Genomic DNA, 21,391 nt, shown 5'->3' on the forward strand with positions numbered 1-21,391 from the left:
CAGGATTCGCGGGTCCTTGTGTTCGGTCAATGCGTTTCCCTTCAGCGTCAGGACATCCAGGCCTGCGGCGCGGGTCCTCCCCTGCCGACAGGGGGGAACAGGGCGTCGAGCCCGGCGATTTCCGCCTCGGACAGCGGAGTTTCCAGTGCCGTGATCGCGCCGTCGACGTGCTCCTCGGTGCGCGGCCCGATGACCGCACCGGTCACCCCCGGGCGGGACAGCACCCACGACAGCCCGACCTGGGCGGGTTCACGGCCCAGCTCGTGGCAGTACCGCTCGTACTCCGCGATGGCCTCGCGCCGGTCGCCGAGCGCGGCGGCCGCGCGGCCCTGGGCGGACTTGACCGCGGTCCCCTCGGCGATCTTGCGGATGGCGCCGCCGAGCAGTCCGCCGTGCAGTGGGGACCAGACGAGCACCGCGATGCCGTAGGCCTGTGCCGCGGGCAGCACTTCCAGCTCCGGGAACCGCATCACGAGGTTGTACCCGCACTGTTCGGACGCCAGGCCGAGGAAGTGCCGGCTGCGCGCGGACTCCTGTGCGGCGGAGAGGTTCCAGCCCGCGAAGTTGGACGAGCCGACATACCGGATCTTCCCCTGGCCGACGAGCTGCTCCATCGCCTGCCACACCTCGTCCCAGCTGCTGGTGTGGTCGACCCGGTGCATCTGGTACAGGTCGATCCAGTCGGTACCCAGCCGCCGCAGCGAAGCCTCGCACGCGGCGATGATGTGCCGGGCGGACAGGCCCTGGTCGTTGGGTCCGGGACCCATCTCGTTGCCGACCTTGGTGGCCAGTACGACCTCGTCGCGTCGCGACGGGCTCGCCGCCAGCCACCGCCCGATGACCTCCTCCGTGTATCCCTTGTAGACACGCCAGCCGTACATGTTCGCGGTGTCCAGGAAGTTGATCCCGCGCGTCAGCGCGTGATCCATGAGCCGGTGGGCCTCCGCCTCCTCGACCCGGCCGCCGAAGTTCACGGTGCCCAGGGCGAGACGGCTGATCCGCAGGCCGGTTCGTCCCAGCTGCGTGTAGAACCGATCGTGTTCGCTCGGGCGGTCGACCCGGTCGACGATTGCCTCCCCGGACTGTCGCTTGGCTTCAACGGCGAATGTCATGAAGGACGTCCCTGTGGGATGGATGGCGGTTGCTCAGCCGGTCGCGGCCGTCGTGCTGCCGGCGTACTCCCAGACGTACTTGCTGAGCACGCGCCGGTAGTAGTCCTCGCTGCCGATCCGGGCGGCCTCCGGCACGAGGCTGTGCAACTTGGCGACGGACACCGGCTGGGTGGCCACCTCGCTGACGTACTCGCGGTCCGCCCGGACCCCGAGCTCGGCCTCGAGGTGGTCCACGAGCCGTTCGACGGGCACCGCCGTTCCAGTGGCGACGTTGACGACGGTGCGGCTGACGCCCGCGGTGAGCAGCCGGTCCACGACCGTGACCACGTCGGCGACGTCGATGACGTCCCGCCACGCGCCGCGGTAGAGCCGGACCGTGCCGGACTGGACCTGTCGCACGAGACTGGGCAGCAGCATGTCCGCGTGCTGTGCCGCGCCGACGACGTGCGCCAGCCGGAGGACGAGGTGGTCGACGCGGGAGGCGGCGAGGACCGCCTCCAGCGCCAGGTTGTGCCGGCCGTACGCGGTCGAGGGGAAGACCGGCCCGTCCTCCCTGCCCGCTTCCCCCGGCACCGCGTACATGGCCGCGGACGCGGTGGAGAAGAACACGAGTTTCTCCTGCCGCCGCTCGCAGCGGGAGATCAGCTCGTACAGGCGCGTGGCCTCCCGCGCGAAGTCCGCCTCGGGGATCCCGGACGCGACGCACACCCCGAAGGCGGCGACCACGACGCCGGGGTGGGAGCTCGCGAGGGTTGCGAAGTTGCCAGCGAGGAAGCCGCTTCCGATGACCTCCATCAGGGCTCCTCCGTCAACGCTGGCAACACCGGTGCTGGAACAGGTCCATCGCGCGGCCGCGACCGCGACGCGGTCTCACCCGTCGTCACCGCGCGGATCCCTCGCCACGACGGGCGGCGGTGGCGGGACAGCGATCTCCATCGCGGTCCCGGTGAACACCAGCACCTTCACGAAGTCCTCCTGGCGGCAGTCCGTCGAGCACCGAGTCGTGTTCGGAACCGAGCTGGAAAGTGCTGGTCCGACAGGAGTTCAGTCTTGCCCAGACCGCTCGTCGAAGGCATCACCAACGTGGGTAGCGGTGGCCCTGCGCCGGCGGCGGAACCGCGGGCGGGGTAGCGGGCTACCGAATGGCTTTCCAGGTGGCCGCCAGCGCGACCCGTGATCCGACACTCATCTTCTGGTAGACCTTCTTGAGGTGGAAGGCCACGGTGTGCCGGGAGATGAACAACTGCCTGCCGACCTCGTTGTTGGTGTACCCCTGGCTCACGAGCTCCGCGACCGCGAACTCCGTGTCGGTCAGGCCGTGCGGCAGGTCGCCCGCACGCTCCACGGCACGGTTCGCGCCGCGCCGCACGCCGAAGTCCCGGAGCTTGTTCACGACGCGGGAAGCGTCGCGCGTGGCACCGACGGCGGTGTAGGTGTCCAGAGCCGACTCGAACGCGCGGATCGTGCCGTCGCGTTCGCTCCGTCGCTTGGCCAGCAGGTCGGCGAGGTCCTCCCGCGCGGACGCCGCGCACCACCTGTCCGGATGGCGGTTGGCCGCCTCGAGCAACATGCCGGCGTCGCTTTCCAGCAGTCCGGCGGCATGCGCCGCCGAGCCGCGGATGACCTCGAACCGCGGTTGCTCCGCGGAGGAGGCGCGGACCGCAGACACCACGTCGTTCGCGAGGTCGTCGGCGCCCAGCTTGCGGGCGGCACGGACCAGCCAGGACGCCGCCGCCGGCTGCGACACCAGCAGCTGACGAAGAACGAGGGGGTGGGTGACGATGCCGACGATCAGGCCCGCGACGCTTTCCACTCCGCTGCGGGCCTCCGCGACCTGAGCGGTCATCCACGCCCCGGCGGCCTGCCCGAAATAGCCGAGCAGGGCTTCACCGGTCAGTTTGTCCACGAAATGCTGACAGGTGCGCATGTCCGCCCTGCGGAGCGCGCCGAGCGCCATCACGACGTAGCCGGAGGGCAGCGACGCCCGGTCACCGCACCGTTCCGCGATGCGCAGCCCCGCGTTCACGTCGGCGAGGCCGTCGTCGACCCGGCCCATGGCGAACAGCAGCTCACCTCGGATGAGGTGCCACGTCGCGGCCATCCGCGGCGACTTCGGTCCTTCCCCGTTCGCCTCGAGGGAGTTGAGCGCTCGCCAGGCGTCCTCCACCTCCCGTGCCTTGATCAGCAGTGCGACGTGCCAGAAGGGCACCGGCGCACACAGCTCGTGCTTGTCCTCGCATTCGACGGCGGCCGCCGCGGCGGCATACCGCAATCCCGCGTCGAGACGCCCGTCGTACCAGGACAAAGCGGATCGTTGAAAAAGACCAGCGGTCTCGCATAAACCGGATAAGAGATCATCCATGCAGCCACCGAAAGGGTGATGGTGAGGGAATTTGAATGACGGTGCGTAGCGGTTTCGTTCGCTCAAAGAAGCAGACAAGAACGATCCCCCGAAGTCCAGTAGTCGGCCCGACAGTCGATTACCATCTGTAGCTAACCCGTTACCGACACTACTACCGGGTGCGGCTCTGCGTCCAGTGACGCATTTGAGCGAGTCGTCACCGAAGGATCGTCGCAGGTCAGAGCGTTTTGTCTGTCCTGTTCATACTAATATGGGCGGATTGCCTGGTTTTCATCTGCTTACAAGACTGACGGCGGATTGACGGCGCGTGGACAGGCGTTGTATGTCCGTTCCGATACCAATACAGATGTCAGTACGCGATTTCTGTGCGCGTTTAACGGGGGCCACCGGTCCGGGCCGCGCGAGCCCTATCAGGTTGGGGGATGGCAGCGGGCCATCCCTTTCCTATCGTTCCGAAACGGGGCTGCTACCCGCCCGATGCCAGCTGATCACTGCTTTTCGACTCAGAGGGAGAGGCCCATGACCACCACTGCCGAGACTTCGGCCGAACCGGTGGACCTGTTCTCACCAGAAGTGGTCGCTGACCCGTGGGGGGCGCACGCGCGGGTGCGCGAGGCGCCGACGTTGCAGATCGGCGGCTTCATGGGCGGACCGCCGATGTTCCTGGCCGCCCGCTACGATCATGTTCGCCAGATTCTCACCGACCCGCGGTTCATCACCAACCCGCTGGCGGACTCGCCCGCCGAGGACATCCGCAACGGCGTGTTCAAGCACCTGGACGTGCCTGAGGACCTGATCCCCTGGCTGAAGAACCTCATCAACGCCTCCGACGGCGACGACCACTCCCGGCTGCGCAAGCTGGTCTCCTACGCGCTCACCAACCACCGGGTGAGCAAGTTCCGGCCCAGGGTCGAGGAGATCACCGCGAACCTGCTCGACGAGCTGGCCGAGGCCACCAGGGACGGTTCGCCGATCGACCTCGTCGACACGTTCTGCTACCCGCTGCCGGTCACCGTGATCTGCGAGCTGGTCGGCGTCGACGAGGAGGACCGCCCGCACTGGCGCGCCTGGAGCGACGCGATGGCGACGCTGGACGGCGAGCGGCTCCCCGGCGAGGTGCGCAAGACCCTCGCCGCCGCACGGGCGATGATCGAACGCCGGCGCGCCGAGCCGCGGGACGACCTGGTCACCGCGCTCGTCCAGGCGCAGACGGAGAACCCGGACATCGTCAGCGACGACGAGCTGGTCGGGGTCCTCTTCAGCCTGGTGACGGCCGGGCACCAGACGACGACGTACCTGATCGGCAACTCGGTGCTCGCCCTGCTCGAGCACCCGGACCAGCTCGCGCGGCTGAAGGCGGACCCGTCGCTGTGGCCGCAGGCCGTGCGCGAGCTGCAGCGCCTGGGCCCCATCCAGTTCGGGCAGCCGCGGTTCGCCACGGAGGACATCGAGCTGGGCGGCGTGGTGATCCCGAGGGGGATGCCCGTCGTGCCGCTGATCATGGGCGCGAACAGCGACCCGCGGAAGTTCCCCGAGCCGGAGAAGCTGATCGTCGACCGGCTGGGCGTCGGCAGCGAGAGCCACCTCGGGTTCGGCAAGGGCATCCACCGCTGCCTGGGACAGCACGTCGCCTACCTGGAGGCGGAGGTGGCGCTCCGCGGCCTGTTCACCCGCTTCCCGGACCTGGCCCTCGCGGTGCCGCGCGAAGAGGTGCCGTGGATCCTGCGGCCCGGGTTCACCCGGACCAAGGACCTCCCGGTTCGGCTCGTCCCGACGTCGTGACGCCGGGGCCACGAGCCGGCGAGCACGGGGAGAAGTGGCTACGCCGGTTCCGCCCGGCACCGGACGCACACGCCCGCCTCGTGTGCCTGCCGCACGCCGGTGGGTCGGCAAGCTTCTTCTTCCCCGTGGCCGGCGCGCTCGCCCCCGCGGTGGAGGTTCTGGCGGTCCAGTACCCGGGCCGCCAGGACCGCCGGCACGAGCCCCCGGTCGACAACATCCCCGACCTGGCGGACCAGATCCTCGACGCGCTGCGCCACTTCGACGACCGTCCGCTGGCACTGTTCGGGCACAGCATGGGCGCGGTCCTCGGCTACGAGGTGGCGTTGCGGATGCCGGGTGCCGGACTGCCGGCACCCACGCGCCTCTTCGCGTCCGGCCGGCGGGCCCCCTGCCGCGACCGAGCCGAGCGGGTGCACCAGGTGTCCGACGCCGACATCGTGGCCGAGCTGCGGACGCTGGGCGGCGTCGACGCGGCCGCGCTGGCCGATCCGGAAGTGCTGGAGATGATCCTGCCGACGGTCCGTGGCGACTACCGGGCCGTCGAGTCGTACCGTCACGATCCCGACCGCAGGCTCGACTGCCCGCTCACGGTGCTCACCGGCGACAGCGACCCCCGGGTCTCCGTGGACGATGCCCGCGCCTGGGCGGAGCACACCACCGGGCCCACCGACCTCGTGGTCCTCCCGGGAGGCCACTTCTTCCTCGTCGACCAGCGGGACCGCGTGCTCGAGATCCTCCGGCAGGAACTGCCGGTGAGGATCCCGACCTGACCGACGTGGCAGCCGGACGTGGTCGACGACTTCGCCGCGCCCGGCTCCGCGCGGTCATCCGACCGCCACTCCCCCACGGTCGGGTGACCGCGCGAGAGTGATGCGGGTATCGCGGTCTCGGCTTCCAGCCCTGCCGGGACGAGTGACCGGCGTCCCTTCGATGCTCCCCGCCCAGGGACGGGTGTCGCCGGGAAAGTCCAGGCACACCCGGTGCCTGGACTTTCCCGGCGCACAGCCCGACCGCACGCACCGGCCCCCTCGACTACCAGGTGACGGGTAGTTCGTTCAGCACCTGGAAGCCCGCGGTGGGGTTGAACGGGATCTCCTCCGCCGGAGCCGCGAGGCGCAGGCCGGGAAGCCGCTGGAACAGGGTGCTGAGTGCGATTTCCATGGTGACGCGGGCGAGGTTCTGTCCGAGGCACTGGTGGGCGCCGAACCCGAACGAGACGTGGTCCCGGACCGAGTTGTGGTGCCAGTCGAGGGAGTTCGGCGCCCCGTGGACGTCCTCGTCGCGGTTGATGAGCGAGGTTATGAAGAACACGCCGTCGCCCTTGCGGATGGTGGTTCCCTCGATCTCGATGTCGTCGACGGCCAACCGCTGCAATCCGTCGGGGATGGACAGCAGTCGCAACAGCTCGTCCACCGCGGTGGGCATCAGCGACGGGTCGGCGCGCAGCTCGGCGAGCCGCTCGGGGTTCTGGAGCAGGGTGAACGCGCTCAGCGAGACCATGGTCCCGGTGGTGCCGTGGCCGCCGGCCACCTGCAGGACCAGCGTCGAGACCAACTCCTCGGCGTCCACGTCGCCCACGTCCCCAGTGGCACCACGCTCCGCGAGGAGGTCGTCGAGGACCTTGTCACCGGGGTTCCGCCGCTTCTCCTCGATCAGCTTGCTCATGTAGGTCATGAGCTCGTCGTACGCCGCGTCGGCGTTCGAGCCGGAGATGAACTGGTACGACTGCTTCTCGAAGAAGTCGTGATCGTCGTCCGGGATACCCATCAGGTGGTACAGCACCGTCACGGGCACGGGTGCGGCGAACGCGGGGATCAGATCCGTGGGAGCGCCGTTCTCGATCATGAGATCCAGCTGCCGGTCGACGATCTCCTGGATCTTCGGGCGCAGGGCGTTGATCCGCCTGAGCGTGAAGCTGGGGATCAGCATCTTGCGCCGGGCGTTGTGCACCGCGCCGTCCACGCCCACCAACGCGGTGACGATCTTCAGCACCTTCTGCCGGGCGTCCCTGACGGCGGCGGCGATGCTCGGGAACATCGCGGGCCACTGCGGGTTGGTCCGGTCACTGGAGATGCGGGGATCGATCAGGAGCCGGCGGGCCACGTCACGACCGGTGATCGCCCACACCCGTCGCCCGTCGTAGAGGGTGACCTGGGCGAGCGGCCGCTGCTCGACCAACGACAGGTACTCCGGCGCCGGCTGGTAGGGGCAGGTGCGGTCCTGCGGGTACACAACGGTTTCAGTCATGCGGGAGCCCTCCGAGCAACCAGTGCAGTGACGTGCGCATGTGATCCGCACGGTGTGGAGCGGGCCCGTGCGGCCCGATTCGGAACGATAATCAGGGGACGGCCGGGCGCACATCCCCACAGTTGATATGGCTCGGCGTCCCGCTACCCCGGCCCGGCGGAACACCGGGAGCCGAACAGTCCGCGTGTCGCCAGGATCCGCGGCAGCCTAGTTCGTGAAGTCCGCCTTGTGGTCCAGGGCCCACTCGGCGAAGGTTCGCGCCGGCCTGCCGAGGACTTTCTCGACGGTGCGGTCGATCTCGACGGGTCCTTCGAGAGCCTCCACGTAGTAGCGGATCCTGGTCTCGACGATGTCCGGCGCGTCCGTCCTGCCGATGATCCCGTCCCGTACCAGCTCCTGGAGGCGGGACCCGATCCGTTCGTGGAACACGGCACGCGCGTCATCGCCCGTGAGGTCCTCGAACGCCAGCTCGCGGCCGATCGCCTGACCGATGAGGGCGACCTGTTCGGCCTGGGTGATGCTGTCGCCACCGGTGATGTGGTACCGCGCGCCGGCGTGGCCGTCCCGCAGCAGAGCGCGGGTGCTCACCTCGGCGATGTCGCGCTCGTGGATGGAGGACAGGTAGGAGTGCGCGTAGAGGAGCCGCACCGGCTTCCCGGCCCTGATGGACGGGGCCCACTGCAGGGAGTTCGCGGCGAACGGGCCCGGCCGCACGAACGTCCACGACAGGCCGGACCGCTCGATCGAGTCCTCCGCCATCCGGTGGTACCGCGCGATCCAGTGGTCCGGATCGCGACCGGCGGCAGCCAAAGAGGACAGGAGCACGATGTGCTCGACGCCGGCGGCCTTCGCGACCTCGACGACCCCGTCGATGCCGGTCGGCTGGGTGTACAGGAAGACCTTCTCCACGCCGCGAAGCGCGTGCTCGAACGTCTTCGGGTCGGTGAGGTCCGCCCGGTAGGCGGCAACCCCCGCCGGCAGGTCGAGCGACGCCGGATCGCGGGAGGTCACCCGCACGTCCACTCCCGCCCGCGCCAACAGGTCCACGACGTGACGACCGACATTGCCGGTCGCGCCGGTCACCAACATCGTCATGATTCCCCCGCATCGGCTTGCTCCTGCGCCCACCGCGCGAACGTCCGCGGGGGCCGATCCTCTTGCCCTCCAACGGGCTCACGGCACCCGCCGCGGCGAGGTCACGGCCGTCGCCCCAGCCACCGGAATGGTCATGCGACAGTATCGACAGTTGCCGAAGGTCGTCAACCAAGCCGTCACCCAGGAGGAGCTGAGCGGAGTGTCGAGAACAGGACCGGCCGTCGACTGGTGCCACGGCAACGCCGCCGAGGACACCAGGGCCACCCGCGGCTGGTTGCTGGGCGGGTTCGTCGACCCCGCCGAAGGTGTTCGGCACAGCGAGGACGTCGAGGTCAGGTGGGCGACCTACCGAGCGGGCACCGTTCGTCCCGAGTGGACGGTCGACGACCGGCGCACGACGCTCGTCGTCCTCGTCCGGGGCGAGTTCCGCGTGGACCTGACCGTGGGCAGCAGGGTGCTCGCCGAGCAGGGCGACTACGTGCTGTGGGGCCCTGGCATCGACCACTCGTACGAGGCCCTCACCGACGCGGTGGTGATGGCCGTCCGCTGGCCGTCGGGTGGTCCACTGTAGAGGATCGAGATCGGCGGGCGGAACTACACACGTTGGTGATGCCCCGCGCACGCGGTGTGGGAAAGCCTGGTCGGGGGACGGGACGCGCCGCCCGGGCGGCAGGGCTGGGCCGGCACTCGAACTGCCCCACCACACGAACTACCGCTAGGAGCAATGTTGAAGGTCCTCACTCTCGCCGGGATCAGCCCGTCGACGGTTTTCAGCCACGCCCCGCTCTCGAACGCCCTGCGCAACGAGGGGCACGAGGTCATGATGACCGCTTCGCTCGAGGTGGAGCTCCCGACCATCGCCGGCCTCGGCCTGCCCGCCGTGCGGGTCACGAACCCGGACGTGGACCCGAAGGAGATCATCGCCAGAGGCGGGTTCCAGGTGCCGAACGACCCGATCGAGCGCGAGCAGATGTCGGGCCGGTGGTATGCGCGCCTGGAGGCCGCGACCCTCGACCCGTTGCTGGCCCTGGCCAAGGACTGGCGCCCCGACGTCGTCATCGGCGGCATCTGCTGTTACGCGGCCCCGCTGCTGGCCGCCCACCTGGGCGTGCCCTGGGTGCGCCACGGGTGGGACATCCACGACCCGCGGCTGATGGACCTCGGGGCGGTCGAGGAGCTGGACGACCTCCTGTCCGAGGTGGGCATCGACGGCATTCCCGTGCCCGACATGATGATCGACATCACGCCGCCGAGCCTGCGGCCCGCGGACGCGCGGCCCACCCAGATGATGCGGTGGGTCCCGGGCAACACGCAGCGGATCCTCGAGCCGTGGATGTACGCGAAGGGCGGGGACGCCCGGATCGGCGTGACCATCGGGACCGGCGTGGCGAGCCACGGCCAGTTCGACCTCCTCCAGGGCATCCTCGACAACGTCCGCACCCTGGACGCGGAGGTGGTGGTGGCCGTGACCGACAAGGACGCCGTGACCGTGCGCGAACGGGTGCCGGACATCCGCGCGGGCTGGATCCCCCTCGACGTCGTCGCGCCCACCTGCGACGTGATCGTGCACCAGTCCGGCGGCAGCACCATGATGACGGCGCTGAGCTTCGGGGTGCCCCAGGTGCTGGTTCCCGAGCCCACCCTGTACCGCGCGAACGACATGGCCCGCCGCCTCGTCGAAGCGGGCGTCGCGATCACGCTCACCCCGGACGAGGCCACGAGTGACGTCATCGCGAAGAGCTGCCAGGAGATCATCTCCAACCCCGCGTACGCCAAGGCCGCGGCCGGGCTCCGCCAGGAGATCGCCGGCCTGCCGTCGCCGGCCGAGGTGGCGCGTCGGGTCGAGCAGCTGGTCTAGCAGCGTCCGGAGGACGACCACGCGGCTCCGGCCGGGGCGAGTGTCCCCAGGCGGAGTACCCGCGTGCGTCCGCTGACCGTCGGAAGGACTCCCATCGTGACTACGAACGAGGTCGCCGGGCCGTCGCAGCTCCTCGCCGCCCGGTTGCAGATTCCACCGATGTCCTACAGCCACGCTTCCGGCTCGTGGATCTTCACCTCCGACGGACGGCGCTTCCTCGACGCGTGCAGTGGGATCGTGAACGTCAACATCGGCCACGCGCACCCGACGGTGGTCGAGGCGCTGAGCGACCAGGCGGGGATCTGCACCTACGCCAGCGCCGGCTCGTTCGCGCCGACGCACATGGAGCAGCTGGCCGCGGCGACGGCACGTGCCGTGCACCGGCCGCAGGACCGGGTCATGTTCACGCCGACCGGCACGCACGCCACCGAGTCGGCCATCGCGCTGGCCAGGCTGGCGCAGCGGGCCCGCGGCGAGACGGGCCGGCACAGGGTGCTCACGGCCTCGCTCGGCTACCACGGCAACAGCGCCTTCGTGCTCGCGTTGTCCGGGCACCGCTCCCGCCGGCCGCACGAGGACGACAGCTTCGGCCTCGCCCCCGCGTTCGACCCGCCCTACCCCGGCCACCACCTCGGCTGCCGCTTCCCCGTCTGCCGTGCCGACTGCGCGCACGCCGTGCGTGACGCCATCGTCGCCGCCGGCCCGGACAGCGTCGCCGCGGTGCTGATGGAGACCGTCAACGGCACCACCGGCGGCGGCTACTGCCCACCGCCCGGTTACCTGCGCGCGCTCCGCGAGATCTGCGACGAGTACGGCGTCCTGCTCATCCACGACGAGGTGCTCACCGGACTGGGCCGCACCGGACTGCCCCTCGGCTCGCACCACGCGCAGGACGCGGAGCCGGACATCATCACGTTGGCGAAGGGCCTCGGCGCCGGGTACCTCCCCCTGGCCGCCACGATGATCGCACCCGAGCTGGCCGACAGCATCATGTCGAGCGGCAGGTGGCTCCCGCTCATGGGCACCATGTCGGCGACCCCGCTGCAGGGCCGGGTCGGCCTCGCGGTGCTCTCGGTGCTGGACGAGATCGGTGCCCTGGAACGCGACCAGGTGCGCGGCGCGCAGCTGGGGAAGATCCTCGCGGAAGCGGTGCGGGACCTGCCGGCGGTGACCGACCTGCGCGGTGTCGGCTACTTCTACGGCATCGAACTGGCGCCGGGCACCATCGGCGAGGCGTTGCGCACCACCAGGAGCAACGGCCTGCTGCTCTACCCGTTCGTCGGTTTCCACCCCGACCGCACCGGAGAGGGCCTGCTGATCGCCCCGCCGCTGAACGCGACCGACGCCGAGCTGGAGATCCTCGGCGACGGCCTGCGCGCGGCACTGGCCAGGATCGGCGACGGTGCGCCGGTGGGGGCGTCCTAGCCGCCGTGCCGCCGGCGCGGGACGGCCCGGCGCTATCAGGACGAGGGATGCCGGGCCGGTGCCGTCCAGCCCTAGCCTTCGAACATCCGCGCACGAGTTGAGAGGTGTCCTGTGGGTGTCGTGTTGTTGCTGAACGGTCCCAACCTGGGTGTCCTGGGCCGGCGCGAGCCGGAGATCTACGGCACTGACACGCTCGCGGACATCGAGAAGGCGGTGGCCGAGGAGGTGCGCGTCCGCGGGTGGGAGGTCGTCCCGGTCCAGCGCGACGGGGAGGGCGAACTGGTGGGCGCGATCCACGAGCACCGGGACACCACGGTCGGCGCCATCGTCAACCCCGGTGCGCTGATGATCGCCGGCTGGAGCCTGCGGGACGCGTTGGCGAGCTACGAGCCGCCGTGGATCGAGGTGCACCTGAGCAACGTCTGGGCCCGCGAACAGTTCCGGCACGAGTCGGTGATCGCCCCGCTGGCGAGCGGCGTGGTGGTCGGCCTCGGTGCCTACGGCTACCGCCTGGCCGCCCAGGCGCTCCTGCACCTGTGCCCGGAAGTGTGAGGAGGACTCCGGTTCCTCACGCACGAAACTCACGATCAGGGGATGACATGATGCTTGTGGGGTACCGCTCCCTCCCGATCCGGCTGAACGGCTGAGGCGTGTCGATGTCCGCTGCCGGATTGCTGACCACGACCGACGACGACCTGCTGCGTCGGTTCACCGAGTCGGCCAACACACAGGACCGGGTACTGGTCCCCACTCCCGCGTTCCACGACTGGTTCACCGAACGCAGGAACGCCAACAGCTACCAGGTCACACAGGTCCCCTTCCGCGGACTGTCCGGCTGGCGGTTCCAACCGGACACCGGCAACCTCGTGCACGACAGCGGCCGGTTCTTCACGATCGAGGGGCTCGCGGTCAACACCGACCACGGCGAGCACCCGCACTGGACGCAACCGATCATCCGGCAGCCGGAGATCGGCATCCTCGGCATCCTCGTCAAGGAGTTCAACGGTGTCCTGCACTGCCTGATGCAGGCCAAGATGGAGCCGGGCAACGTCAACCTGACCCAGCTCTCCCCCACCCTGCAGGCGACCCGCAGCAACTACACCCGGGTGCACAAGGGCAAACCCATCCCCTACCTGGACTACTTCACCGCACCCTGGCGCGGCCGGGTGCTGGTCGACGTGCTGCAGTCCGAACAGGGTGCGTGGTTCCTCCACAAGCGCAACCGCAACATGGTCATCGAGGTCACCGACGACATCCCCCTGCTGGACGACTTCTGCTGGCTGACTCTGGCCCAGCTGCACGAGCTGCTGCACGTCGACAACCTCGTCAACATGGACTCGCGGACGGTGCTGTCCGGAATCCCCTACGCCGCGCCGGTCGACCGGCCGTCCCTGCTCGGCGAGGACTCCTTCCGCGGCGCGCTCCTACGCTCCCTGGCCGAACACCGCGGCGCGCTGCACGAACTGCCCGCGCTGCTGAGCTGGTTCACCGAAGCCAAGACCAAGCACAGCCTGCTCCAACAACGGATCCCGCTCAACGAGGTGGCCGGCTGGAAGGCCACCGACGAGCACATCAGCAACCACGACGGCAAGTACTTCACCGTGATCGGCGTGGACGTCCGGGCCAGCAACCGTGAGGTGGCGCACTGGACACAGCCGATGCTCGCACCGGTCGGCCAGGGCCTGCTCGCCTTCCTCGCCAAGCGGATCGGCGGCGTCCTCCACATACTCGTCCAGGCCCGCACCCAGGCCGGCACCTTCGACGTGATCGAGATGGCCCCGACCGTGCACTGCACACCCAACAACTACACCGACGCGCGACCACCGCTGTTCCTGGAGCACGTCCTGGACGCCCCGGCCGAGGCGATCAGGCACGACGTGGTCCACTCGGAGGAGGGCGGGCGCTTCCACCACGCCGAGAACCGCTACATGGTCATCGAGGTGGACGACGACTTCCCCACCGAAGTACCGCCGGACTTCATCTGGATGACCGCGCAACAAACCGCGAGCCTGGTGCGGCACGGCAACTACTTCAACGTCGAAGCCCGCAGCCTACTGACATGCCTACACACACTGTGGTGACCACAGCCATCAACATCGGCATACTCGGCTGCGCCGACGTCGCGTGGCGCCGGATGCTGCCCGCGTTCCAGGCCAACCGGCACGTCCGGGTCGTCGCCGTGGCCAGCCGGACCGGCGAACGGGCGGCGAAGTTCGCCGCCGAGTTCGGCTGCGAGGCACTCGTCGGCTACTCGAACCTCCTGGACCGCGACGACATCGACACCGTCTACGTGCCGCTGCCGTCGCGGCTGCACGCGGAATGGATCCGCCACGCCCTCGACGCGGGCAAACACGTGCTGGCCGAGAAACCGGCCACGACGTCCGCGAAGGACACCCTGGAGCTGGCCCGGCTGGCCGAGGCCAACGGGCTGGTGCTGATGGAGAACTTCATGTTCCTCCACCACTCCCGCCACGAGCGGGTCCAGGGCCTCCTCGCCGACGGTGCCGTCGGCGCGGTCCGGAGCCTGCACAGCACGTTCACCATCCCCGCGCGGCCACCCGGGGACATCCGGCTGGCGGCCGAGCTCGGCGGCGGTGCCCTGCTGGACAACGGCGCCTACCCGGTCCGGCTGGCGCAGCTGATGCTGGGACCGGACCTCCAGGTGGCCGGCGCGACCCTGATGACCGACCCGCGGCACGGCGTCGACGTCGCCGGCTCCGCGCTGCTGTACCGGTCCGACGGGGTCTCCGCACTGCTCGCGTTCGGGCTGGACCACCACTACGTCAACGACTACCACGTGCACGGCAGCAGCGGCCGGATCAGCGTCGACCGCGCGTTCACCCCGCCGGCCGGGACGACGGAGATCGTCGTGGCCCGGCAGGGCGGTGTGAGCCGCGTGCCGCTGCCCGCCGAGGACCAGTGCGTGGAGACCGTGGCCGCGTTCGTCGCCGCGATCCGGACGGGCACCCGGCCGGACACCGCGGCGATGGTGCGCCAGGCGATGTTGATCGACGAGATCCGAGAGAACGCCAGGAGGGCGCGGGCATGAGGGAGAGCAAGGCGCGGATACTGGAGCTGGTTCGCAAGTACCACCAGGAGAACGCGTCCGGCGAGTTCGTGCCCGGGACCACGCTGGTGCAGTCCTCCGGTGCCGCGCTGGACGAGGAGGACCGCGTCGCGCTGGTCGAGGCGGCGCTGGACATGCGCATCGCCGCCGGCGTCAGCGCACGCCGGTTCGAGCGCGAGTTCGCGCGCCACCTCGGGCTGCGCAAGGCGCACCTGACCAACTCCGGCTCCTCGGCGAACCTGCTCGCGCTGTCCGCGCTGACCTCACCCGCGCTGGAGGACCGCAGGCTCGTCCCCGGCGACGAGGTGATCACCGTCGCGGCGGGCTTTCCCACCACGGTGAACCCGATCGTCCAGAACGGCCTCGTGCCGGTGTTCGTCGACGTCGAGCTCGGGACCTACAACACGACGCCGGAGCGCATCGAGGCCGCCATCGGCCCGCGCACGAAGGCGGTCATGGTCGCCCACGCGCTGGGCAACCCGTTCGCCGTCGCCGAGGTGGCCGAGATCGCCGACCGGCACGGCCTGTTCCTGGTCGAGGACAACTGCGACGCGGTCGGCTCCACCTACCGGGGGAAGCTGACCGGCACGTTCGGCGACATGTCCACGGTCAGCTTCTACCCGGCACACCACATCACCACCGGTGAGGGCGGCTGCGTGCTGACGTCCAACCTGGCGCTCGCCCGGATCGTGGAGCAGCTGCGCGACTGGGGCCGGGACTGCTGGTGCGAGCCGGGCGAGGACGACACGTGCCGCAAGCGGTTCGACTACCAGGCGGGCACGCTGCCGCAGGGCTACGACCACAAGTACATCTTCTCGCACGTCGGGTTCAACCTGAAGGCGACGGACCTGCAGGCCGCGCTCGGGCTCACCCAGCTGGCCAAGCTGGACGACTTCGGCGCCGCCCGGCGGCGCAACTGGCAGCGGCTGCGCGAGGGCCTCGACGGCCTGCCCGGCCTGCTGCTGCCCAGCCCGACCCCGGGTGCGGACCCGAGCTGGTTCGGCTTCGTGATCACCGTGCTGCCGGACGCGCCGTTCCGCCGCTCGGAGCTGGTGGCCTTCCTCGAGGCGTCCCGGATCGGCACCCGGCGGTTCTTCGGCGGCAACCTCACCCGGCATCCGGCGTACCTGAACCAGCCCTACCGCGTGTCGGGCGACCTGGCCAACTCCGACCTGATCACCGAGCACACGTTCTGGGTGGGCGTGTACCCGGGCCTGACCACCCAGATGATCGACTACGTGATCGAGTCCATCCGAGGGTACGTGTGCGCGGCCGCGAGCTGACCGTTCCGGACAGCTTCCTCTTCACCCCGACCAGGCTCACCGACCACCGCGGCTGCTTCTACGAGTCCTACCGCGAGGACGCGCTGACCGACGTGGTCGGCCACCGGTTCACCGTGGCGCAGACCAACTTCTCGGTCTCCTCGCGCGGCGTGCTGCGCGGACTCCACGGGGTGGCACTGCCACCGGGACAGGCCAAGGTGGTGACCTGTCACCGGGGCGCGGTCCTGGACGTGGTGGTGGACATCAGGACCGGTTCCCCCACCTTCGGCACGCACGCCGCGAACGTCCTCACCGCCGAGTCCGGCGCGTTCGTGTACGTGGCCGAAGGACTCGGCCACGCCTTCCTGGCGCTGACCGACGACACGTGCGTCGGCTACCTGTGCTCGACCCGGTACGTGCCGGGCACGCAGGTGGACCTCAACCCGCTCGACCCCGACCTCGGCCTGGACTGGGGCATGGCCGGGACTCCGCTGCTGTCGGAGAAGGACGCCACCGCACCCACCCTCGCCGTGGCCGCCGGCGCCGGCCTGCTCGCCACCTACGCCGACTGCCTCGCGCACTACCAAGGCCTGCGCGGGGAATGCTGAGCCCGTCTACGGCGCGGTCCAGGCGACGGAGAGCGCGTGTACCCCGTAGTGCAGCATGTCGTTGCGCAGCGGCACGTCCGCGGCGGGCACGGTGAGGCGCAGCCCGGGTAGGCGGCGCAGCAGCTCGGTGTAGGCGACCTTCATCTCCATCCGCGCCAGCTGCTGCCCGAGGCACTGGTGCACGCCGTGGCCGAACGCCAGGTGCGAGCCGCGGGTCCGGGTCACGTCCAGCACGTCCGGGTCGTGCCAGTGCTTGCCGTCCCGGTTCGCGGCCAGCACGGAGACCACGACGGTCGACCCGGCCGGGAAGTGCCAGTCGCCGAGTCGCACGTCCTCCTTGGCGAACCGGAACAGTCCGATGTGGACGATGCTGAGGAAGCGCAGCAGCTCCTCGACCGCGTCGTTGACCATGGCCGGGTCGGCGCGGAGCGCGGCGAGCTGGTCCGGTCGCTGCAGCAGCACGAACACGCCCAACCCCAGCATGCTCGCGGTGGACTCGAAACCGGCCATGAGCAACAGGTTGGCGATGCCGGTCAGCTCGTCGTCGGTCAGCGCGGGATCGGCACCGGCGTGGTGGATCAGGCCGGAGATGATGTCGTCGGCGGGGTTCTGCCGCTTGTCGGTGACCACCCGCTGCATGAACGCGCGCATCGCGTGGGCGTTCGCCACCGCCTCCTCGCCCGGCATGTTCATCCGCAACAGGCTCGCCGTGCGCTGCTGGAACTCCGCCCGGTCCTCGTAGCGCACCCCGAGCAGCTCGCAGATCACCAGCGAGGTCACCGGCAGCGCGAAGTCGGGCAGCAGGTCCGCGGTGTTCCCCGCGGCAAGCAGGGCGTCCAGGCGCTCGGTGACGATCTCCTCGATCCGCGTGCCGAGCAGGCGCATCCGGTGGACGGTGAACTGCCCGGCGAGCAGCTTGCGGTACCGGCTGTGCTCCGGGGGGTCCATGTTGATGAACGACCCGGCCCGGGCCTTGTCGTCGACCAACCCCGCGCGGACCTTCGGGGGCAGCTTCTTGATCCTGGGGTGGTAGGTGAACCGGTCGGCGGAGAACCGCGGGTCCGACAGCACCGCACGGGCCTCGTCGAACCCGGACACGAGGTAGAACGGGTCACCGCTGGGCAGGACCGCCTCGGCGACCGGGGACCGCTCGGTCAGGGCCACCAGTGCGGGCGGCAGCGTGAACGGGTCGTCGCGGTGGATGAGCTCCTGGGGTATCGGCGAGCCGATCGTCGCGTTGGCGGGCGGGGCTTTGGTCGTCTCGGTCGTCACCGCGGGAGCCTCCATCTGGCTGTAGCGTTCGGTGCGGGAGCCACACGGGCGGTCACAGCCGCCGCGTCACGCCGCTCACGTGGTCGCGCAGGCAGTCGATGCGTCCGGGCAGTTCCGGATCGCCCTCGGGCCAGGCGAGGTCGATGCCTGTCCGCCCGTCGAAGGTGTTCACCACGTAGCCGCCGAGGAGCGTGAACTCCCTGAAGATGCGGGAAGCGGAGCGGAAGTTGGTCAGCCGCAGGCCGTCCGGCGTGCGCAGGGGCGGCACCAGTCCCCAGTTGATCATGCTGACCACGACGGGGGCGGTGCTCGGGTTCCACGGTCGCGCGTCGGGCGCGGGCCGGCTCATCAGGTCCAGGAGGCTGCGCTGGATGGATCCGTCGGCCAGTCCCGCTCGCAGCCGCGTCCCGACCGCCCGGCCGATCGCGACGGCGTCGGGTTCGATGTCCTCGGTGGCGCTGAATCCGGCACCGCCGAGCACGTTCGTACCCTCGGTCGCGCCGACCGGCGGCGTGAGGTGCCTGCGCAGGTTCACCGTGAACCGGTACATCAGGTCGGTGAACGGCAGATCGCGCAGCTCGGCCTCGACGAGGAGCAGGATGCCCGCCAACAGGCCGTTGACGGTCACGTGCTCGCGGTGGCCGAGTTCCGCCAGTGCCGAGGTCTCCGCCGCCGTCAGGCGGTGCTGGACGACGTGCCGGGCGGGGGTGGACGGTTCGGGTACCGGCTGGCCCGTCGCGGCCGGCGGCGCCGAGGTGGCCCCGGCGGCGGGGGCGGTGGCGTGGATGCCGCGCTCGGCCAGCAGGTCCTCCAGGGACCTGGGGAACGGGTGGCGGGGCAGCTCGACGGGCACGCCGTTGACGACGTCGGTGTAGCAGGACCACAGCGCCGCGAGCACCTCGATGGAGTGGTGGGCGTCGGCGATGCTGTGGTGGGTCAGCAGGCACACGCTCATGTCGTCGTCGCCGTCACGCACGACGTTGAGCGCGCTCAACGCCCGCTGCTGGTCCAGTTTCACGCCGGTCATCGGGTGGTCGAGGTCCCCGTCGCAGACGCCGAGCTCCGGGCGGGCGTCGGACGTGGCGAATCCGAACCCGTCGGCGCCGGTCTCCAGTCGCGCCCCGAGCTGGGGGTACGCGCGCCACACGGCCTCGTACGCCGTCGCCAGGGCATCCAGGTCCAGCCGGCCCGTGGCGCGCACCGTGTACCCGATCCAGGACTCCCGTACGGCCTGGATCGTCTCGGTGGGTGACAGCGCACGCCAGAGTCCAGCTGTGGTCACGAAAAGCCCTCCCGTGAGCGTGCGACATCCCTCGTCCGGTCCAGGCTTTCCCACACCGGGTCCGGGGGCCATCACCAACGTGGGTAGTTCGGGTCGGTGCGCGGCGGACCGGTTGGACCAAGCTGAGGGATGTCCCGCGGTTCCCGTGTGGATAGGCTGCCGATCGTGTTGTCGGACAAGCAGATGCCACCTCGTAGGGAGAGTTCTCCTTGACGGACGCGGACGTCGTCGTCGTCGGCAACGGGCCGGTCGGCGCCACCCTGTCGGTGCTGCTGGCCCAGCGCGGCTGGCGGGTGCTGGTGCTCGAACGCCGCGCCCGGCCGTACACGTTGCCGCGGGCGACCAGTTTCGACGGCGAGACCGCGCGGCTGCTGGCCGCCGCCGGGATCGGGCCGGAGCTGGCCGGGATCACCGTGCCCGCCAACGGGTACCAGTGGCAGACCGCCGCCGGCGAGGCGCTGCTGGACATCGAGTTCACCACGGCCGGCCCCTACGGCTGGCCCGACGCGAACACGATGCACCAGCCGGCGCTGGAGGAGCTGCTCGCGGCCAGGGCGGCGGCGCTTCCCGGCGTCACGGTGCTGCGCGGCCACGAGGTCGTGGACATCGTGGACGGGACCGCCGACGGCGACGAGCAGGTGGCGGTCACCGCGACCACCGCCGACGAGGAGACCCGCGTGTTCACCGCGCGCTGGGTCGTCGGGTGCGACGGCGCCAACAGCTTCGTCCGCGACCACCTCGACGTCCCCGTCACCGACCTCGGGTTCTCCTACGAGTGGCTGCTCTGCGACGTGGAGCTCCGCGAGCCGCGCGAGTTCGTCCCCACCAACGTGCAGGTCTGCGACCCGGCCAGGCCGACGACGCTGGTGGGCAGCGGCCCCGGCCGACGGCGCTGGGAGTTCATGCGACTGCCCGGCGAGAGCACCGCCGAGCTGAACCGGGACGAGACGGCGTGGCGGCTGCTCTCGCCGTTCGGAGTCACGCCCGACACCGCGACGCTGTTGCGCAGCACCACGTACATCTTCCAGGCCAGGTGGGCCGACCGGTGGCGGGTCGGCCACGTCCTGCTGGCCGGCGACGCTGCGCACCTCATGCCGCCCTTCGCCGGGCAGGGCATGTGCTCCGGCATCCGGGACGTGGTGAACCTGGCCTGGAAACTCGACCTGACCCTGCGCGGCCTGGCCGGTGAGTCCATCGTGGACAGCTACGCCGAGGAACGCCGCACGCAGGCCAAGGAGTCGATCCTGGCGTCCGTCCAGTTGGGACGGGTGATCTGCGTGACCGACCCGGCGGCCGCCGCGGAACGGGACGCGACGGTCCTGGCGAACCGCCGCGGCAAGCCACCCACCCGCCCCGAACCGGCGAAACCGCTCACGACCGGGCTGCTGCGCGAGCGGCGGCCCGCCGGCGCGGTCGTGCCGCAGGGGCGGGTGCGCCGGCACGGCCGCACCGGCCTGTTCGACGACGTCGTCGGCCGCGGCTTCGTCCTGCTGACCACCGAAGACCCCCACGCCACCCTCGACGAGGACCGACTGGCGTTCCTCACCGGACTGGGCACCCACGTGGCACGACTGCTACCACCCGGCGGCCCCGAGGACGGTGTGGTGGACGTGGACGACGTCTACCGGCCCTACCTGGCACGGTTCGGCGCCACGTCCCTGCTCGTCCGACCGGACTACCACGTCTACGGCGCCGCGCACGACCCCGGCGCCACCAAGGAACTGGTCGACGACCTGCGGTACCGGTTGCGCGCCGACTGACGGCTGCCGGTCACGCCACGACCAACCGGGCCAGTGACACCGCGCCACGCAACGAGGACAAGCCGCCCAACACGGCCGGTTCCACCACCAGCGGCGGCTGACCCGGACGAGCCAGCTCGGCAAGGCGCTCCGACACCCACCCGACCACCTCGGGAACACCAGCCACGAAACCACCGCCGATCACCACACGCCGGGGATGGACCAGCTCCCGCACACCAGCCACCCCCGCGGCCAAGGCCCGACACGTCCGGTCGATCGC

General features: G+C 70.3%; 18 protein-coding genes and 1 pseudogene. 11 read left to right on the forward strand and 8 right to left on the reverse strand.

All coding sequences use genetic code 11. The annotated features are described in order from the left end of the window. Positions 1 to 47: 47 nt before the first annotated feature. The 3 genes from ACJ73U_RS08865 to ACJ73U_RS08875 form a co-directional block, all read right to left on the reverse strand. Entirely contained in the window at positions 48 to 1,112 is a 1,065-nt protein-coding gene (locus ACJ73U_RS08865; RefSeq protein WP_407777061.1) for an aldo/keto reductase, read from the reverse strand. 33 nt (positions 1,113 to 1,145) lie between these two features. Continuing rightward, the gene (locus tag ACJ73U_RS08870; protein WP_407777062.1) at positions 1,146 to 1,907 is read right to left on the reverse strand and encodes an NAD-dependent epimerase/dehydratase family protein; all 762 of its coding nucleotides are present in this window, start codon (positions 1,905 to 1,907) and stop codon (positions 1,146 to 1,148) included. A 340-nt stretch (positions 1,908 to 2,247) separates the two neighbouring features. After that, entirely contained in the window at positions 2,248 to 3,417 is a 1,170-nt protein-coding gene (locus tag ACJ73U_RS08875; protein WP_407777063.1) for a LuxR C-terminal-related transcriptional regulator, read from the reverse strand. Between the two features lie 576 nt (positions 3,418 to 3,993). Between ACJ73U_RS08875 and ACJ73U_RS08880 the strand changes: the two genes are divergently transcribed. Then, positions 3,994 to 5,256: a cytochrome P450 gene (locus ACJ73U_RS08880; protein ID WP_407777064.1), complete on the forward strand. Its 1,263-nt coding sequence runs from the start codon at positions 3,994 to 3,996 to the stop codon at positions 5,254 to 5,256. Further along, positions 5,253 to 6,026 carry a thioesterase II family protein gene (locus tag ACJ73U_RS08885; RefSeq protein ID WP_407777065.1) on the forward strand — a complete coding sequence of 258 codons (774 nt, stop codon included), beginning with the start codon at positions 5,253 to 5,255 and terminating at the stop codon, positions 6,024 to 6,026. The genes ACJ73U_RS08880 and ACJ73U_RS08885 overlap by 4 nt, the downstream gene beginning before the upstream one ends. A 262-nt stretch (positions 6,027 to 6,288) precedes the next feature. Here the strand turns inward: ACJ73U_RS08885 and ACJ73U_RS08890 are convergent, their stop codons facing one another. Together ACJ73U_RS08890 and ACJ73U_RS08895 are read right to left on the reverse strand one after the other, a co-directional pair. Continuing rightward, complete coding sequence (locus ACJ73U_RS08890) at positions 6,289 to 7,503, reverse strand: cytochrome P450 (RefSeq protein WP_407777066.1); 1,215 nt, start codon at positions 7,501 to 7,503, stop codon at positions 6,289 to 6,291. A gap of 207 nt (positions 7,504 to 7,710) precedes the next feature. After that, positions 7,711 to 8,598, reverse strand: a complete 888-nt coding sequence (locus ACJ73U_RS08895) for an NAD(P)H-binding protein (protein WP_407777067.1) — start codon at positions 8,596 to 8,598, stop codon at positions 7,711 to 7,713. Between the two features lie 133 nt (positions 8,599 to 8,731). On the opposite strand from ACJ73U_RS08895, the gene ACJ73U_RS08900 reads away from it, so the two are divergent. The 8 genes from ACJ73U_RS08900 to ACJ73U_RS08935 all read left to right on the forward strand — a co-directional run bounded on the left by ACJ73U_RS08900 (position 8,732) and on the right by ACJ73U_RS08935 (position 16,818). Beyond that, on the forward strand, positions 8,732 to 9,169 hold the full coding sequence (locus ACJ73U_RS08900; protein ID WP_407777068.1) for a signal peptidase I: 438 nt from the start codon (positions 8,732 to 8,734) through the stop codon (positions 9,167 to 9,169). A gap of 156 nt (positions 9,170 to 9,325) precedes the next feature. Then, the gene (locus tag ACJ73U_RS08905) at positions 9,326 to 10,456 is read left to right on the forward strand and encodes a glycosyltransferase (protein WP_407777069.1); all 1,131 of its coding nucleotides are present in this window, start codon (positions 9,326 to 9,328) and stop codon (positions 10,454 to 10,456) included. 96 nt (positions 10,457 to 10,552) lie between these two features. Next, positions 10,553 to 11,881, forward strand: coding sequence for an aspartate aminotransferase family protein (locus ACJ73U_RS08910; protein WP_407777070.1), 1,329 nt, complete (start codon positions 10,553 to 10,555; stop codon positions 11,879 to 11,881). Between the two features lie 111 nt (positions 11,882 to 11,992). Next, the gene (locus ACJ73U_RS08915) at positions 11,993 to 12,433 is read left to right on the forward strand and encodes a type II 3-dehydroquinate dehydratase (protein WP_407777071.1); all 441 of its coding nucleotides are present in this window, start codon (positions 11,993 to 11,995) and stop codon (positions 12,431 to 12,433) included. Positions 12,434 to 12,537: 104 nt separating this feature from the next. Further along, the gene (locus ACJ73U_RS08920; protein ID WP_407777072.1) at positions 12,538 to 13,962 is read left to right on the forward strand and encodes an NDP-hexose 2,3-dehydratase family protein; all 1,425 of its coding nucleotides are present in this window, start codon (positions 12,538 to 12,540) and stop codon (positions 13,960 to 13,962) included. After that, positions 13,959 to 14,930: a Gfo/Idh/MocA family protein gene (locus ACJ73U_RS08925; RefSeq protein WP_407777073.1), complete on the forward strand. Its 972-nt coding sequence runs from the start codon at positions 13,959 to 13,961 to the stop codon at positions 14,928 to 14,930. Before ACJ73U_RS08920 ends, ACJ73U_RS08925 begins: the two co-directional genes overlap by 4 nt. Beyond that, the gene (rfbH, locus tag ACJ73U_RS08930) at positions 14,927 to 16,231 is read left to right on the forward strand and encodes a lipopolysaccharide biosynthesis protein RfbH (RefSeq protein WP_407777074.1); all 1,305 of its coding nucleotides are present in this window, start codon (positions 14,927 to 14,929) and stop codon (positions 16,229 to 16,231) included. Before ACJ73U_RS08925 ends, rfbH begins: the two co-directional genes overlap by 4 nt. After that, positions 16,213 to 16,818 carry a dTDP-4-dehydrorhamnose 3,5-epimerase family protein gene (locus ACJ73U_RS08935; protein ID WP_407777075.1) on the forward strand — a complete coding sequence of 202 codons (606 nt, stop codon included), beginning with the start codon at positions 16,213 to 16,215 and terminating at the stop codon, positions 16,816 to 16,818. Before rfbH ends, ACJ73U_RS08935 begins: the two co-directional genes overlap by 19 nt. A gap of 6 nt (positions 16,819 to 16,824) precedes the next feature. Here ACJ73U_RS08935 and ACJ73U_RS08940 read toward each other — a convergent pair whose 3' ends face one another. Both ACJ73U_RS08940 and ACJ73U_RS08945 read right to left on the reverse strand, forming a co-directional pair. Further along, positions 16,825 to 18,090 carry a cytochrome P450 gene (locus ACJ73U_RS08940; RefSeq protein ID WP_407777076.1) on the reverse strand — a complete coding sequence of 422 codons (1,266 nt, stop codon included), beginning with the start codon at positions 18,088 to 18,090 and terminating at the stop codon, positions 16,825 to 16,827. Positions 18,091 to 18,142: 52 nt separating this feature from the next. Then, positions 18,143 to 19,372, reverse strand: a complete 1,230-nt coding sequence (locus ACJ73U_RS08945; RefSeq protein WP_407777077.1) for a phthiocerol/phthiodiolone dimycocerosyl transferase family protein — start codon at positions 19,370 to 19,372, stop codon at positions 18,143 to 18,145. 209 nt (positions 19,373 to 19,581) lie between these two features. Between ACJ73U_RS08945 and ACJ73U_RS08950 the strand changes: the two genes are divergently transcribed. Beyond that, positions 19,582 to 21,132, forward strand: coding sequence for a bifunctional 3-(3-hydroxy-phenyl)propionate/3-hydroxycinnamic acid hydroxylase (locus ACJ73U_RS08950; RefSeq protein ID WP_407777078.1), 1,551 nt, complete (start codon positions 19,582 to 19,584; stop codon positions 21,130 to 21,132). 10 nt (positions 21,133 to 21,142) lie between these two features. Here ACJ73U_RS08950 and ACJ73U_RS08955 read toward each other — a convergent pair. Beyond that, positions 21,143 to 21,391, reverse strand: a pseudogene (locus ACJ73U_RS08955) (ROK family protein); the annotation flags it as partial.

Origin of the sequence: Actinophytocola sp., from assembly GCF_045807065.1 — a bacterium.
Lineage (GTDB): Bacteria > Actinomycetota > Actinomycetes > Mycobacteriales > Pseudonocardiaceae > Actinophytocola.

What these genes read in the sequence shown, in the direction of transcription:
- ACJ73U_RS08880 (WP_407777064.1), top strand. Translation starts at nt 3,994, where the DNA reads ATGACCACCACTGCCGAGACTTCGGCCGAACCGGTGGACCTGTTCTCA.
- ACJ73U_RS08865 (WP_407777061.1), bottom strand. Translation starts at nt 1,112, where the DNA reads ATGACATTCGCCGTTGAAGCCAAGCGACAGTCCGGGGAGGCAATCGTC.
- ACJ73U_RS08870 (WP_407777062.1), bottom strand. Translation starts at nt 1,907, where the DNA reads ATGGAGGTCATCGGAAGCGGCTTCCTCGCTGGCAACTTCGCAACCCTC.
- ACJ73U_RS08895 (WP_407777067.1), bottom strand. Translation starts at nt 8,598, where the DNA reads ATGACGATGTTGGTGACCGGCGCGACCGGCAATGTCGGTCGTCACGTC.
- ACJ73U_RS08920 (WP_407777072.1), top strand. Translation starts at nt 12,538, where the DNA reads ATGTCCGCTGCCGGATTGCTGACCACGACCGACGACGACCTGCTGCGT.
- rfbH (WP_407777074.1), top strand. Translation starts at nt 14,927, where the DNA reads ATGAGGGAGAGCAAGGCGCGGATACTGGAGCTGGTTCGCAAGTACCAC.
- ACJ73U_RS08900 (WP_407777068.1), top strand. Translation starts at nt 8,732, where the DNA reads ATGCGACAGTATCGACAGTTGCCGAAGGTCGTCAACCAAGCCGTCACC.
- ACJ73U_RS08890 (WP_407777066.1), bottom strand. Translation starts at nt 7,503, where the DNA reads ATGACTGAAACCGTTGTGTACCCGCAGGACCGCACCTGCCCCTACCAG.